The organism is Streptomyces sp. NBC_01217 (assembly GCF_035994185.1).
In the GTDB taxonomy this organism is placed as follows: Bacteria; Actinomycetota; Actinomycetes; order Streptomycetales; family Streptomycetaceae; genus Streptomyces.
This window is the reverse complement of the sequence record NZ_CP108538.1, coordinates 1,496,724-1,509,872: the sequence shown is the minus strand read 5'-3', so window position 1 is coordinate 1,509,872 and position 13,149 is coordinate 1,496,724. Positions and strand designations below refer to the sequence as shown.

The following is a 13,149-nucleotide window of genomic DNA, read 5'->3' as shown; positions in this document are numbered from 1 at the left end:
CGGCATGAGCGCTGACTCCTCCAGATCTCCGGCAACGCCCACGGACCCGCAGGCATCGCGCTGGTACGACGCCGACGCGGGCCCGGTGGTCCGTCCGTACGCGATGACCCGGGGCCGTACCAGCAGCGCCTCCCGTCATCGGCTCGACCTGATCGCGGTCGTCGTCCCGGAACCCGCGGCCGACGACCCCGGCCGGGACCAGACGCTCTCCCCGGAACATGTGGAGATCGTCGAACTCTGCAGTGACATGCCCCAGTCGATCGCCGAGCTCGCGGCCGGCCTGGACATCCCCGTCGGGGTGGTCCGGGTGCTGGTCGGTGATCTCGTCGAGGACGACCTGGTGCACGTAACCCGTCCCGTTCCGCCGGCCGAGCTGCCGGACGTGAACATTCTTCGCGAGGTGATCAATGGCCTTCGGGCGCTCTAGCCGCAGCAGGCGGCCCGTTGAGCCCGTTACCCTGAAAATCCTGGTGGCGGGCGGCTTCGGGGTCGGCAAGACGACCCTGGTGGGCGCGGTCAGCGAGATCAGGCCGCTGCGTACGGAGGAGAGACTCAGCGAGGCGGGCCGCCCGGTGGACGACCTGGCAGGTGTGGAGGCGAAGACCACCACCACCGTGGCCATGGACTTCGGCCGGATCACACTCCGCGAGGACCTGGTGCTGTACCTCTTCGGCACCCCGGGGCAGGACCGTTTCTGGTTCCTGTGGGACGAACTGGCCCAGGGCGCACTGGGGGCGGTCGTGCTCGCGGACACCCGGCGGCTGGAGGACTGCTTCGCGGCGGTCGACTACTTCGAGCGCCGCGAGATTGCGTTCACCGTCGCCGTCAACTGCTTCGAGGGGGCCGACCGGTTCCCCATCGAGACGGTCCAGGCGGCGCTGGACCTCGACCCCGAGGTGCCGGTGCTCCTGTGCGACGCACGCGACCGCTCCTCCGCACGGGACGTACTGGTGGCGGTCGTCGAACACGCCGTGGCCCGCGCGGAACGCTCCCGCGAGACCGCTGCCACGTAAGGGCATATCGCGAAGAACGCGGCCCGCACCCCCGCCGACCGGGGTACGGGCCGCGCGTCGTTGCCTGACTGAGCAGGAATTTTTCACCCGCGCATGACGGTCCGTCAAGACTGCTGACAGCGCCCACTTTTCACGGCAGATGCCGGATGGGGAACCAAGCGGCCGGGAAACGCTCAGCGCACCGCGACGACCGCGGAACCATGCCCGAAAAGTCCCTGATTCGCCGTGATCCCGACCCGCGCACCCGCAACCTGCCGCTGTCCCGCGGTGCCTCGCAACTGCCAGGTCAGCTCGCAGACCTGGGCAATGGCCTGCGCGGGCACGGCCTCCCCGAAGGAGGCGAGCCCGCCACTCGGATTGACCGGGATACGGCCCCCGAGCGCCGTCGCTCCCTCGCGCAGGAGCTTGGCGCCCTCACCCGCACCGCAGAGCCCGATGTCCTCGTACCACTCCAGTTCGAGGGCGGTCGACAGGTCGTACACCTCGGCCAGGGAGAGATCCTCGGGCCCCACGCCGGCCTCCTCGTACGCCGCCCGGGCGATCGAGGCGCGGAAGCTCTCCCCGGCCGGCTCCACCGCGACCGCCGAATCGGTCGCGATGTCCGGAAGGTCGAGCACGGCCTTCGGGTAGGTCGGCGTGACGGTGGAGACGGCGCGGATGCGGACCGGGTCCGCGGCGCCGTGACGCCGGGCGAAATCCATGCTGGACAGTACGAGCGCCGCCGCGCCGTCGGACGTCGCGCAGATGTCCAGCAGCCGCAGCGGATCGGCGACCACCGCGGAGGCGGCGACCTGCTCGGCGGTCACGGGCGCGCGGTAGCGGGCGTTACGGTTCAGTGCACCGGCCGCCGCGTTCTTCACCTTGACCTGCGCGAAGTCCTTTGCGGTGTCGCCGTGCACGGCCATCCGGCGGCGGGCGTACAGCGCGAAGTACGCGGGGTTCGTCGCGCCGAGCACCCGGAAGCGCAGCCAGTCGGGATCGTCCGGCCGGTCGCCGCCCGCGGGGGCGAAGAACCCCTTGGGCGCCGCGTCCGCACCCACCACGAGCACCACGTCCGCCATGCCCGCGAGGATCTGCGCCCTGGCGGTGTTGATCGCCTGGGCGCCCGACGCACAGGCCGCGTACACGCTGGCGACCCGCGCCCCCTGCCAGCCCAGCGCCCGCGCGAACGCAGCCCCGGCCACATAGCCCGGATAGCCGCCTCGCACGGTGTCCGCGCCGACCACCGACTGCACGTCCGGCCAGTCGATCCCCGCATCACCGAGCGCGGCCCGCGCCGCGACCGTGCCGTACTCGACGAAACTGCGCCCCCACTTGCCCCACTGATGCATCCCTGCGCCGAGGACGGCGACCTCTCCGGTCATGCCGCACCGCCCCCGGCCTCGCCGGTGCCCCCGGACGGGACCGGTCGCCAGTGCCAGGTCGTCCACACGGGGCCGGATTCCGCCCCGGCAGCAACGCCCGTGGACAGCACGCCAGGAACCACTTCGACGGTCATTCCGACCGCCAGATCCGCGACGCCGACTCCGGGCGCCGCCTGCCCGAGGACCACCATGCGCTCGGCCGCCAGCTCGACGGCCACCAGCGTGTACGGCTCCCAGGGCACATCGGGGTCGGAGGGGTAGGGGGCGGGCGGCCGGTAGCGGCCGTCCGTGTACGACCAGACGGTGCCGCGCCGCGAGAGCGGCACCTCGGCCAGCTCGCCGCCCGTACACCCGGGATTGCGGCAGAAGGCGTCCTGGCGCGGGAAGAAGACCGACGAGCAGGCCGAGCAGCGGGTACCCAGCAACCGGAAGTCCTGGCCGGTGCCGTCCTCGGTGAACCATCCGGCCACCACTGGTGTGCGTGTCTGCGGCAAAACCCCTCCCCGGCAGTTCTTCTGACGGAACGTCAGAAGTGTGCCACGGTCAGCGGTTGTCGGCGAGCCACTTGGCGGCGGTCTCCGCGAGCTCCCGGTCGCGGCCCGCCAGCATCATCCGGATCATCTGTATGTCGCCACGCAGTGACCAGGCGGGATGCCCGAAGGTGGCCGGATTGTTCTTCTCGATCAGGAAATGCGCGGGCCAGGCGGTCCCGTACCCGATCAGCGGCAGCGCGGCCGCATACCTCTTGCGCCCCCGCGCCAGACCGTAGGCGGTGACCGCGAGCCCGGTGAGGGTGCCCGTCAGATGGACCCAGCGGGTCGCGGCCCTGGAGTGCATCGCGACGTAGTAGGGCCAGAACTCTTCGTACGTATCGAACGTCTGCTGTGGCATACGGGCACCGTAATGGCTGGGACGGCAACCGGAAACGGCCGATCCGCGTCCGAGACGAAGTACGGGCGGCCGGAACCGACGGGAGTGGTCCCGGCCGTCCGTTCGCCGCGTGGGCGTCAGTGCCCCGCGACGGACCTTCTGGCCACCGGGAAATCGAAGTAGGTGTCGGGGAACAGCTCGGGCTTGAAGGTGTAGTGCCACCACTCCTCGGCCAGATTCACGAAGCCGGCGTCGGTGAGTGTCTGCTTCAGGAACTGCCGATTGGCACGCTGAGTTCCCTGGATACGTGGGTCATCGGTGTGCGAGAGCGTGTCGAAGCAGTCGAACCCCGTGCCCATGTCCACGGAATTGTCCGGGAAGCGCTCGGCCTGGGGTGCGTAACAGGGCACCGGCGTCTGTCCCGGCGGAAACGGCAGGGCCGGCGCGGCGGGCAGTTTCACCAGCGTCAGGTCCACCGTGCTGCCCCGGCTGTGGCCGGACTTCTCCGCGATGTAACCGTCCGCGAACAGCCGCGTCTTGTCGACCCGCGGATAGAACTCCCCCTTCATGGTCTCGTCGTCGAGATCCTTCGCCCACCGTACGAAGTGGTCGACCGCCCGCTGCGGCCGGTAGCAGTCGTACACCTTCAGCGAGTAGCCCTGCTTCAGAAAACGGGTCTGCGCGCGGTGCAGGGCACGGGCCGCAGGCCGGGTCAGGATGCAGAGCGGCCGGCGGTAGCCGTCCACCGGCACGCCCATGAAGTTGTGTGCGGTGGGGTAGCGCATCTCCTGGATGATCGTCGGATCCACCGAACGCAGCGCGACGAACTCATCGGGGGCCTTCGGCTCGGGTTTCGCCTGCGCCACGGGGGCAGCGGCGGTGACGGCGAGCAGGGTGGCGGCAGCGGCTGCCAGGACACGGAAAGCGGAAGCAAGACCTGTCATGGGCACATAATCCAGTAGCGCGGTGGGGCCCGGCAGCCGATCGGATACAGTCCGCGCGTGTCTGCGTCCACGAGCAATCCCGAGAAACCGGTCAAGGACTCCCACTGCGGCAGCTGCGGAACGCCGTACGCCGTATCCGTGCCGTCCACGGTCTGGCCCCGCACCTGCACCGGCTGCGGCGACACCGCCTACCGCAATCCGCTGCCCGTCGCCGTCGCCCTGCTCCCCGTCACCGACCGGGACGGCACCGGACTCGTCGTCATCACCCGCACCATCCAGCCCCACCGCGGCGGTATCGCCCTCCCCGGCGGCTTCATCGACCACGACGAGGACTGGCAGCACGCGGTCGTACGTGAGCTGCGCGAGGAGACCCGCATCGAAGCCGACGAACGGGATGTCCGCCTCGCCGACGCGCTCAGCGCCCCGGACGGCCACCTCCTCCTCTTCGGCCTGCTCCCGGAACGCCCCGCTGCTGCCCTGCCGCCCTCCGGACCGACCGACGAGACCTCCGGCTTCCAACTGCTCCGCACACCCGGCGAACTCGCCTTCCCGCTGCACACCCGGGCCGCCCGCACCTGGTTCGAGGGCGGCTACCACTGACGCGGCTCACAACCCCCGCACCCGCACCGGGTAGCCCACCACCCCCTCGTCACCCTCCCGCTCCACCAGAACCTCCCCGCCCACCAGCCGCGACGAGAACCGCTCGACCTCCGCCCGCTCCCAGCCGTCACCCGCATCCCGGACCAGCGAACCGCCCCCACCGCGCCCCGCAACCGGAGCCCACACCTCCAGCTCCACACCCCCGTCCGCGCCCCGCACCGGCAGCACCGACCCCGCCCGCGCCAGCACCGGCACCCGCGACAACGGAGCATCGAGCAACACCTGACCGGGCCCCTCGTACACCTCACCCGTCGCCGTGTCGTACCAGCGCCCCCTCGGCAACCGCACCGCCCGGCGATCCGCACCGCGCTCCAGCACCGGCGCCACCAGCAAGGCATCACCCAGCAGGAACGCGTCCTCGCACTCCCGCAACGCCCGCTCCCCGGGCGCGCCCCACCACAGCGGTCGCACATACGGCGCACCGGTCAGCCGGGCCATGTGCGCCAGCGTCACGAAGTACGGGTGAAGCCGCTCCCGCTCCCGCAGCGCGGCCCGCGCATGCTCAAGCACCTGCGGCCCGAACTCCCACGGCTCCCGCCGCCCCGCGTCGATCGCCGCATGGGTACGGAACAACGGCAGGTACGCGCCCAGCTGGAACCACCGCAGATACAACTCCGGCGACGGCGACCCGTCGAACCCGCCCACATCCGGCCCCGAATACGGAATCCCGCACAGCCCCAGCCCCAGCACCAGTGCCAGCGAGGCCCGCAGCCCCGGCCAACTGGTCTCCACATCGCCGGACCAGGTGCCCCCGTACCGCTGCATCCCCGCCCAGCCGGAACGAGAGAACAGGAAGGGACGTATCTCCGGCCGCAGCCGGCGCAGCCCTTCGTACCCGGCATGCGCCATGGCCAGCCCGTACACATTGTGGGCCTCGCGGTGATCGCCGCCGCGGCCCTCCAAGGAGTGGCGCGCCGACCGCGGCAGAGTCGGATCCCCGAACGCCGCGAACGACACCGGCTCGTTCATGTCGTGCCACACACCGGAGAACCCCTGCGCGAGCCGCTCCTCGTACAGACCGCCCCACCACTCCCGCACCCGCGGATCGGTGAAGTCCGGATACACGCATTGCCCCGGCCACACCTCGCCGCGCACCGCCCGTCCCCGTGCATCCCTGACGAATGCCCCACCGCCCCCGACCGCCACACCCGTATCGAAGACAGCGTTCCCCGGCTCCGCCTTCACCGCGGGGTCGACGATCGAAACCAGTCGCACCCCGTCCCCCCGCAACTCCTTCGCCAGCCCCGGCAGATCGGGAAAGCGCTCGCGGTCGACGGTGAACACCCGATGCGCGTCGTAGTGGTCGATGTCCAGATGCAGTACGGACAGAGGCAGCCCCCGCTCCCGGTACCCGGCGACGATCCGCCGCACCTCCCGCTCGCTCCCGAAGCCCCACCGGGCATGCTGCGGACCCAGCGCCCAGGACGGCGGCAGCGCCGGTGCACCCGTGAGCGCCGTCCAGCCCTGCAGGACCCGCGCAGGTGTACCGGCCATCACCCAGCAGCGCAGCGGCCCCCCGTCCATCCGCACCTCGCACATCCCCGGACGGTCATGGCCGGAACCCGCACCCTCCTCGCCCTCGCGCAGCGTCACCCGCCCCGACCAGGTGTTGTCGTGGAACACCAGATGCGTCCCCGCATCGGAGACCACCAGCTGGACCGGCATCGTCAGATACAGCGGATCGTCACCGGGCCCGAAGCGCCCACCGGGATCGGTGTTCCACAGGCCGTACACGCCATCGCGCAGCCGCGGCCCCGACGCCCGCCCGCCGAGCCCGAAGAACCGGGCATCCGCGGGCACCTCGGAACGCTGCACCCACCGAGCGGCACCACCCGTCACCGGCTCCCACCAGCGCGGCGGCAACTCGCGCCGGAGCACCACCCCACCAGGAGTACGCAGTTCCACCGCCCCGTGCCGGGACACCGCAACCGTCAGCCGCTCGGACACCACCTGCCAGCCGCCGTCCTTGTCCGGTTCCAGCTCGGCCCGCGGATCCGCCTCGGGCACCTCACCGGCCAGTGCGTACGACGGCGACGGCTCAGCCCCGTCCCAGCCCCAGAACACCGAACCGCCCACCGCAACCCGCACCCGCAACTCCGAGCGCGCGAACCGCACCACACCCCCTCCCGGCCCCGGCTCCGCCCCCGCCACCGGTCCAGGCACTCTCGCCCGCTCCGCACCGCGCCGCGGCAGCGCCCGCGCATCCGCATTGCGACGCCGCAAGGAGGAGCGCACCGTGCGCAGCCCCTGCACCGAACCGACCATCTTCACCGAGCGCACCAGGTCACGACCGTTCATGCAGCTCACCCTGCCACCCGAAGGGGTGGGTGCGGGCTCCGTTCAACTTCCGTTCACCCGTGGCCGGACCACATATCCGGACACGCGACCATGGGCGGCGAACCCTGGTGCGAGAGACGATCACATGGCATCGTCCGTAAAAGCCGCCTCACGCGCACACCCCAGCACGTGTGCGCGCGAACCACGCCCACCCCGCGTACCCGTACAGCCAGGGAGCCGCCCCATGACCGCAGCAGCCAACGAAGCCCCCCTCTGGCAGCCAGGCCCCGACCGCATCGCGGCCGCGGCTGTCACCCGCTTCCAGAGCTGGGCGGCCGAGCGGTACGGAGCACCGGCCGACGGCGGCTACCCCGCGCTGCACCGCTGGTCGGTCGAGGAGCTCGACACCTTCTGGCAGGCCGTCGCCGACTGGTTCGACGTACGGTTCTCCACCCCGTACGAGTCCGTCATCGCCGACCGCGCCATGCCCGGCGCCCAGTGGTTCCCCGGCGCCACCCTCAACTACGCCGAACACGCCCTGCGCACCGCCGAGAACCCCCTGCGCGCAGACGCCCCAGCCCTGCTCCACGTCGACGAGACCCACACCCAGGCCCCCCTCTCGTGGTCCGAGCTCCGCCGCCGGGTCGGATCGCTCGCGGCCGAACTCCGCGCCCTCGGCGTCACACCGGGCGACCGCGTCAGCGGCTACCTCCCCAACATTCCCCAGGCCGTCATCGCCTTCCTCGCCACCGCGGCCGTCGGCGCCGTCTGGACATCCTGCGCCCCCGACTTCGGCGCCCGCAGCGTCCTCGACCGCTTCCAGCAGGTCGAACCCGTCGTCCTGTTCACCGTCGACGGCTACCGCTACGGCGGCAAGGAACACGACCGCACCGACACCGTCGCCGAACTGCGTCGCGAACTGCCCACCCTGCGCGCCGTCGTCCACATCCCGCTGCTGGGCACCGAAGCCCCCGAAGGCGCCCTCGAATGGTCCGCCCTCACCTCCGCGGACACCGAACCCGTCTTCGAACAGGTCCCCTTCGACCACCCGCTGTGGGTGCTCTACTCCTCCGGAACCACCGGGCTCCCCAAGGCAATCGTCCAGTCCCAGGGCGGCATCCTGCTGGAACACTTCAAGCAGATCGGCCTGCACTGCGACCTCGGCCCCGACGACCGGTTCTTCTGGTACACCTCCACCGGCTGGATGATGTGGAACTTCCTCGTCTCCGGCCTGCTCACCGGGACCACACTCGTGCTGTACGACGGAAGCCCCGGCTACCCGGACGTCAGCGCCCAGTGGCGCGTCGCCGAACAGACCGGAGCGACCCTCTTCGGTACCTCCGCCGCCTATGTCATGGCCTGCCGCAAGGCCGGCATCCACCCGGGCCGCGACTTCGACCTCTCCCGCGTCCAGTGCGTCGCCACCACCGGCTCCCCGCTCCCGCCCGACGGATTCCGCTGGCTCCACGACGAGGTGGACGACGACCTGTGGATCGCCTCCGTCAGCGGCGGCACGGACGTCTGCAGCTGCTTCGCCGGAGCGGTCCCCACCCTCCCCGTCCACATCGGCGAACTCCAGGCCCCGTGCCTCGGCACGGACCTCCAGTCCTGGGATCCCGCGGGCAAGCCACTCATCGGCGAGGTCGGCGAACTCGTCGTCGCCGCACCCCTGCCCTCCATGCCGATCCATTTCTGGAACGACCCCGACGGCAGCCGCTACCACGACAGTTACTTCGAGATGTACCCCGGCGTCTGGCGCCACGGTGACTGGATCACGATCACCGAACACGGCTCGGTCGTCATCCACGGCCGCTCCGACTCCACCCTCAACCGCCAGGGTGTACGGATGGGCTCCGCCGACATCTACGAAGCCGTCGAACGGCTCCCCGAAATCCGCGAGTCCCTCGTCATCGGCATCGAGGAACCCGACGGCGGGTACTGGATGCCGCTCTTCGTCCACCTCGCCGACGGCGCCGCGCTCGACGACGACCTGCGCAACAGCATCAAGCAGACCATCCGCGAAAACCTCTCCCCGCGCCATGTCCCGGACGAGGTCATCGAGGTCCCCGGCATCCCGCACACCCTCACCGGCAAGCGCATCGAGGTTCCGGTCAAACGCCTCCTGCAAGGCACAGCCCTGGCCAAGGCGGTCAATCCCGGCTCGATCGACAACCTCGAACTCCTCCACTTCTACGAGGACCTCGCCCGCAACCGTCGCTGACCGGCCGCGTTGTCAGTACCCCTGATTACTCTGAGTGAGCAATGATCGACAGCGCACTGGGGGAGTCATGGCGCACACCAGGAACACCGAAAAGGCCAAGCACAGCAGGACCGTGAGCCACAACCGGTCCGGGCCATCCATGCGACGCACGCTGCGCCGCGAAGCACCCAGCACCATCGGCCTCCTGGCCGACGAGCAGGACTTCGCGGCGATGCGGCACTACCGCACCTTCACCTTCGACGACCACACCGTCTATCTGCAGCAGGTCGAGGGCCTGCTGAAGGCCCTCGCCGCACAGGGCATGCACGCCACGGTCGCGCTCTTCGACCCCGAGGAGTACGCGGAGTTCTGCACCGAGTCGGGAATCGCTCCCGACACCCCCGCCAGCCGCAGCCGCTTCACCGCCGAAATCGCCGCAGCCGGCGCCACCGTCGCGTATACGGGACAACCCATCGACACCCTGATCCCGCTCCTGGTCGGCCGGGCCGTCCGCCAGGCCACCTGGGAGTACGCCACGATGACCCTGGCCGGTCTCGGAGAATGCGCGGACTGCGGCCAGGACATCGGCCGTGCCGCCTTCGACCGCGCATCGCACCTCCTGCTGCGCATGCTGGACACGGCCGGCCCGGGCACCCACCACCTCGTCTGCAGCACCCCCACCGAGAACGAACACCTGCTCGCCGTCCTGCACACCGAGCGCGACACCACGGGGCCCGCATGCCTCGAAACAGCGGAAGGAGCCGAGTTCGTCACGGTCCTCGCTGTCGGCATCGCCCTCGAAAAGCCGGGTGGAGTCGTACTCCGTACGAGCAACCCAGGCACCCAGGACCGGGTCCACGGCTGGCGGCTGGCCCACGGCAGCCTGGTCCCGCTCACCGCAGGTGAGGTCTTCAGCGCCTACTGCACCGACGCAGACACCGGCGAGCCTGTCGCCCCCGAGTCACATGTGGAGTACTGCGCGGGCTTCGACCTCGGCGCGGACGAACCGGAATCACACCGCTGACAAGCCCAAGGGGCTCCCCGCCACCATGGGCAGGGAGCCCCTTCACCACAGACGCCGCAGGGCTACTCGCCCGACAGCACCGCCTGAGCCGCCACCCGCGCCTCCTCGGCGGAGTCCGCCGCCCGCGCGGCGGAAGCGGCACGCTCGCACTGCGCGAGCGTGTACTTCGCCAGCGTGGCGCGGACATAAGGAATGGACGCGGCGCCCATCGACAACGACGTCACACCCAGCCCCGTCAGGACACACGCAAGCAGCGGATCGGAGGCGGCCTCACCACAGACACCACAGCTCCTGCCCTCGGCCCTGGCCGCTTCCGCCGACAGCGCCACCAGGTCGAGCAGCGCGGGCTGCCACGGATCCTGAAGCCGGGACACCGCACCGACCTGACGGTCGGCGGCAAAGGTGTACTGCGCCAGGTCATTGGTGCCCAGCGACAGGAACTCCACCTCCTGCAGGATCGAGCGCGCCCGCAGCGCGGCGGACGGAATCTCCACCATCGCACCGAACTTCGCCCGCAGCCCGGCCTCGCGGCACGCGTCCGCGAACGCCTTCGCATCCCTGCGGTCCGCCACCATCGGAGCCATGACCTCAAGGTGGACAGGCAGCCCCTCGGCCGCCTTCGCCAGCGCGGTCAGCTGGGTCCGCAGTACATCGGGGTGATCCAGCAGACTCCGCAGCCCACGCACACCCAGCGCCGGGTTCGGCTCGTCCACCGGCGTCAGGAAGTCCAGCGGCTTGTCGGCACCGGCATCCAGCACCCGCACCACGACACGCCCCTCGGGGAACGCCTCAAGCACCGCCCGGTACGCAGCAATCTGCTTCTCCTCGGACGGCGCCTGCTTGCTGTCGTCCAGGAACAGGAACTCGGTACGGAACAGACCCACGCCCTCCGCACCGGCCTCGACCGCCGCCGGCACATCGCCCGGCCCACCGACATTGGCGAGCAGGGGGACCTTGTGACCGTCGGAGGTCGCACCGGGACCGGTCGAGGCGGACAGCGCGGCCTTGCGCGCAGCAGCGGCACTCTCCAGCTTCGCCCGCTTCTCGGCACTGGGCTCAACGAAGATCTCTCCCGTACTGCCGTCCACCGCGACGACCGTGCCCTCGGCCAGCTCACCGGCACCGGGAAGCGCTACAACGGCAGGCACACCGAGCGCCCGCGCCAGAATCGCGCTGTGACTGGTCGGCCCGCCCTCCTCAGTAACGAAGCCGAGCACCAGAGCCGGGTCGAGCAGCGCCGTGTCGGCGGGCGCCAAGTCCCGTGCGATCAGCACATAGGGCTCGTCGCTGTCCGGCACACCGGGCATCGGCACACCGAGCAGGCGAGCCACGATCCGGTTGCGCACATCGTCGAGGTCGGCAACCCGGCCCGCCAGGTACTCCCCGGCGTTGGCGAGCAGCGCCCGGTACGCGGCGAACGCGTCGTAGACGGCGCGCTCGGCGGTGCTGCCGACAGCGATGCGCCTGTCCACGTCAGCCATCAGCTCGGGGTCCTGCGCCATCATGGCCTGGGCCTCGAGTACATGCTGAGCCTCGCCACCGGCCAGATTGCCGCGCGCGATCAGGTCGGCTGCCACAGCTTCCACAGCCTGGCGGGCGCGCCCCTGTTCGCGCTCCGCCTCTTCGGCCGGAATCTGCTTGGCCGGCGGTTCCAGCACCGCCGTACCCATATGACGCACCTCGCCGATCGCCACTCCGTGGCTCACACCGACGCCTCGCAGCGTTGTCTGCATGTCACCCGTCTCCGCTTGTGCGGCGGCTCGTGCCCCCGCGGTGGATATCCAGTCGGCTGTCACTGCGCCGAGTCCGTCACTGCCAACCGAACAACGTGTCGCCGATCTTCACGTCGCCGTCCTCGCGGACGTCGGATAGGGATTCGGCGGTGGCCTCCAGTGCGACGATCGGGCACACGGGAGACTTGCCGGCCATCTCGACGGACGCGGGGTCCCAACGGACGATGCCCTGCCCGCGCGTGACCGTGTCCCCCTTGTTCACGAGCAGCTCGAAGCCCTCACCATTGAGCTGAACGGTGTCGATGCCGAGGTGCACGAGCACGCCGTGCCCGTGCTCGTCCACGACGACGAACGCATGCGGATGCAGGGAGACAACGATGCCGTCGACCGGCGATACGGCCTCGGACGGCTCGCGAACCGGATCAATGGCGGTTCCAGGACCCACCATCGCGCCGGAGAAGACCGGGTCAGGCACAGCGCCGAGCCCGATGGCACGTCCGGCAATAGGGGACGTCACAGTGGTCATAGGGAACCTCCCAGGGGTGGAGCTCGAATGGCGCCGTCACGGCTTGTGGGCGACGGCGTACTGTTCAGCAGGGTAAGTCATAAGAAGTTCCGGTTCCGCCTGAGTCCTGCCGGTTCGCGGCCTTAGGGGGGCACCGGAAACGATTTGCCTCGACTCCCGGCGGCCTGTAGTGTCGTACCCCTGCCTGGCCCCGGAGCGACTTTGAGTCGGGGGTCGGCGGCGACTTTTAAGCCCAGACTTTATCCCGGATCGGCACCTGCATGCCTGCAGGAGGCTGGTCAAGGGAAATGAAAAGGCCTGATAGAGTCGGACTCGCCGGAAAGGGAAACGCGAAAGCGAGGAACTGGAAAGCGGAGCCCGCTTCGACCGGGAATCGGACACGAAAGAGTCTGATAGAGTCGGAAACGCAAGACCGAAGGGAAATGCCCGGAGGAAAGCCCGAGAGGGTGAGTACGAAGGAAGCGTCCGTTCCTTGAGAACTCAACAGCGTGCCAAAAGTCAACGCCAGATATGTTGATACCCCGGCCTGCTTCGGCAG

At 70.1% G+C, this 13,149-nt stretch carries 12 protein-coding genes; 5 read left to right on the top strand and 7 right to left on the bottom strand.

Annotated elements, in window-relative coordinates; translation table 11 throughout:
• Window positions 1-4 precede the first annotated feature (4 nt).
• Both OG507_RS06475 and OG507_RS06470 read left to right on the top strand, forming a co-directional pair.
• Window positions 5-427 (top strand): DUF742 domain-containing protein, encoded by a 423-nt coding sequence (locus OG507_RS06475; protein WP_327366174.1) that lies wholly within the window; start codon window positions 5-7, stop codon window positions 425-427.
• Window positions 408-1,013, top strand: coding sequence for a GTP-binding protein (locus tag OG507_RS06470; RefSeq protein ID WP_327366173.1), 606 nt, complete (start codon window positions 408-410; stop codon window positions 1,011-1,013). The genes OG507_RS06475 and OG507_RS06470 overlap by 20 nt, the downstream gene beginning before the upstream one ends.
• A 173-nt stretch (window positions 1,014-1,186) precedes the next feature.
• Here the strand turns inward: OG507_RS06470 and OG507_RS06465 are convergent, their stop codons facing one another.
• The 4 genes from OG507_RS06465 to OG507_RS06450 form a co-directional block, all read right to left on the bottom strand.
• Window positions 1,187-2,377, bottom strand: a complete 1,191-nt coding sequence (locus OG507_RS06465) for a lipid-transfer protein (protein ID WP_327366172.1) — start codon at window positions 2,375-2,377, stop codon at window positions 1,187-1,189.
• Complete coding sequence (locus OG507_RS06460; RefSeq protein ID WP_327366171.1) at window positions 2,374-2,871, bottom strand: Zn-ribbon domain-containing OB-fold protein; 498 nt, start codon at window positions 2,869-2,871, stop codon at window positions 2,374-2,376. The genes OG507_RS06465 and OG507_RS06460 overlap by 4 nt, the downstream gene beginning before the upstream one ends.
• 49 nt (window positions 2,872-2,920) lie before the next feature.
• The gene (locus tag OG507_RS06455; RefSeq protein WP_327366170.1) at window positions 2,921-3,268 is read right to left on the bottom strand and encodes a DUF962 domain-containing protein; all 348 of its coding nucleotides are present in this window, start codon (window positions 3,266-3,268) and stop codon (window positions 2,921-2,923) included.
• A gap of 116 nt (window positions 3,269-3,384) precedes the next feature.
• Window positions 3,385-4,191, bottom strand: a complete 807-nt coding sequence (locus tag OG507_RS06450) for a M15 family metallopeptidase (RefSeq protein WP_327366169.1) — start codon at window positions 4,189-4,191, stop codon at window positions 3,385-3,387.
• Between the two features lie 57 nt (window positions 4,192-4,248).
• On the opposite strand from OG507_RS06450, the gene OG507_RS06445 reads away from it, so the two are divergent.
• On the top strand, window positions 4,249-4,791 hold the full coding sequence (locus OG507_RS06445) for an NUDIX domain-containing protein (RefSeq protein ID WP_327366167.1): 543 nt from the start codon (window positions 4,249-4,251) through the stop codon (window positions 4,789-4,791).
• Between the two features lie 6 nt (window positions 4,792-4,797).
• On the opposite strand, the gene OG507_RS06440 is transcribed toward OG507_RS06445, so the two are convergent.
• Window positions 4,798-7,149 (bottom strand): glycoside hydrolase family 31 protein, encoded by a 2,352-nt coding sequence (locus OG507_RS06440; RefSeq protein ID WP_327366166.1) that lies wholly within the window; start codon window positions 7,147-7,149, stop codon window positions 4,798-4,800.
• A 223-nt stretch (window positions 7,150-7,372) separates the two neighbouring features.
• On the opposite strand from OG507_RS06440, the gene OG507_RS06435 reads away from it, so the two are divergent.
• Both OG507_RS06435 and OG507_RS06430 read left to right on the top strand, forming a co-directional pair.
• Window positions 7,373-9,349 carry an acetoacetate--CoA ligase gene (locus OG507_RS06435; protein ID WP_327366165.1) on the top strand — a complete coding sequence of 659 codons (1,977 nt, stop codon included), beginning with the start codon at window positions 7,373-7,375 and terminating at the stop codon, window positions 9,347-9,349.
• 67 nt (window positions 9,350-9,416) lie between these two features.
• The gene (locus tag OG507_RS06430; protein ID WP_327366164.1) at window positions 9,417-10,352 is read left to right on the top strand and encodes a hypothetical protein; all 936 of its coding nucleotides are present in this window, start codon (window positions 9,417-9,419) and stop codon (window positions 10,350-10,352) included.
• 62 nt (window positions 10,353-10,414) lie between these two features.
• Here the strand turns inward: OG507_RS06430 and ptsP are convergent, their stop codons facing one another.
• Window positions 10,415-12,085 carry a phosphoenolpyruvate--protein phosphotransferase gene (gene ptsP, locus OG507_RS06425; protein ID WP_327366162.1) on the bottom strand — a complete coding sequence of 557 codons (1,671 nt, stop codon included), beginning with the start codon at window positions 12,083-12,085 and terminating at the stop codon, window positions 10,415-10,417.
• A gap of 76 nt (window positions 12,086-12,161) precedes the next feature.
• Window positions 12,162-12,611: a PTS sugar transporter subunit IIA gene (locus OG507_RS06420; RefSeq protein WP_327366160.1), complete on the bottom strand. Its 450-nt coding sequence runs from the start codon at window positions 12,609-12,611 to the stop codon at window positions 12,162-12,164.
• Window positions 12,612-13,149 lie beyond the last annotated feature (538 nt).

Coding starts and splice junctions, on each gene's coding strand:
- OG507_RS06475 (WP_327366174.1), top strand. CDS start 5: ATGAGCGCTGACTCCTCCAGATCTCCGGCAACGCCCACGGACCCGCAG.
- OG507_RS06470 (WP_327366173.1), top strand. CDS start 408: ATGGCCTTCGGGCGCTCTAGCCGCAGCAGGCGGCCCGTTGAGCCCGTT.
- OG507_RS06465 (WP_327366172.1), bottom strand. CDS start 2,377: ATGACCGGAGAGGTCGCCGTCCTCGGCGCAGGGATGCATCAGTGGGGC.
- OG507_RS06455 (WP_327366170.1), bottom strand. CDS start 3,268: ATGCCACAGCAGACGTTCGATACGTACGAAGAGTTCTGGCCCTACTAC.
- OG507_RS06450 (WP_327366169.1), bottom strand. CDS start 4,191: ATGACAGGTCTTGCTTCCGCTTTCCGTGTCCTGGCAGCCGCTGCCGCC.
- OG507_RS06440 (WP_327366166.1), bottom strand. CDS start 7,149: ATGAACGGTCGTGACCTGGTGCGCTCGGTGAAGATGGTCGGTTCGGTG.
- OG507_RS06435 (WP_327366165.1), top strand. CDS start 7,373: ATGACCGCAGCAGCCAACGAAGCCCCCCTCTGGCAGCCAGGCCCCGAC.
- OG507_RS06430 (WP_327366164.1), top strand. CDS start 9,417: ATGGCGCACACCAGGAACACCGAAAAGGCCAAGCACAGCAGGACCGTG.
- ptsP (WP_327366162.1), bottom strand. CDS start 12,085: ATGCAGACAACGCTGCGAGGCGTCGGTGTGAGCCACGGAGTGGCGATC.
- OG507_RS06420 (WP_327366160.1), bottom strand. CDS start 12,611: ATGACCACTGTGACGTCCCCTATTGCCGGACGTGCCATCGGGCTCGGC.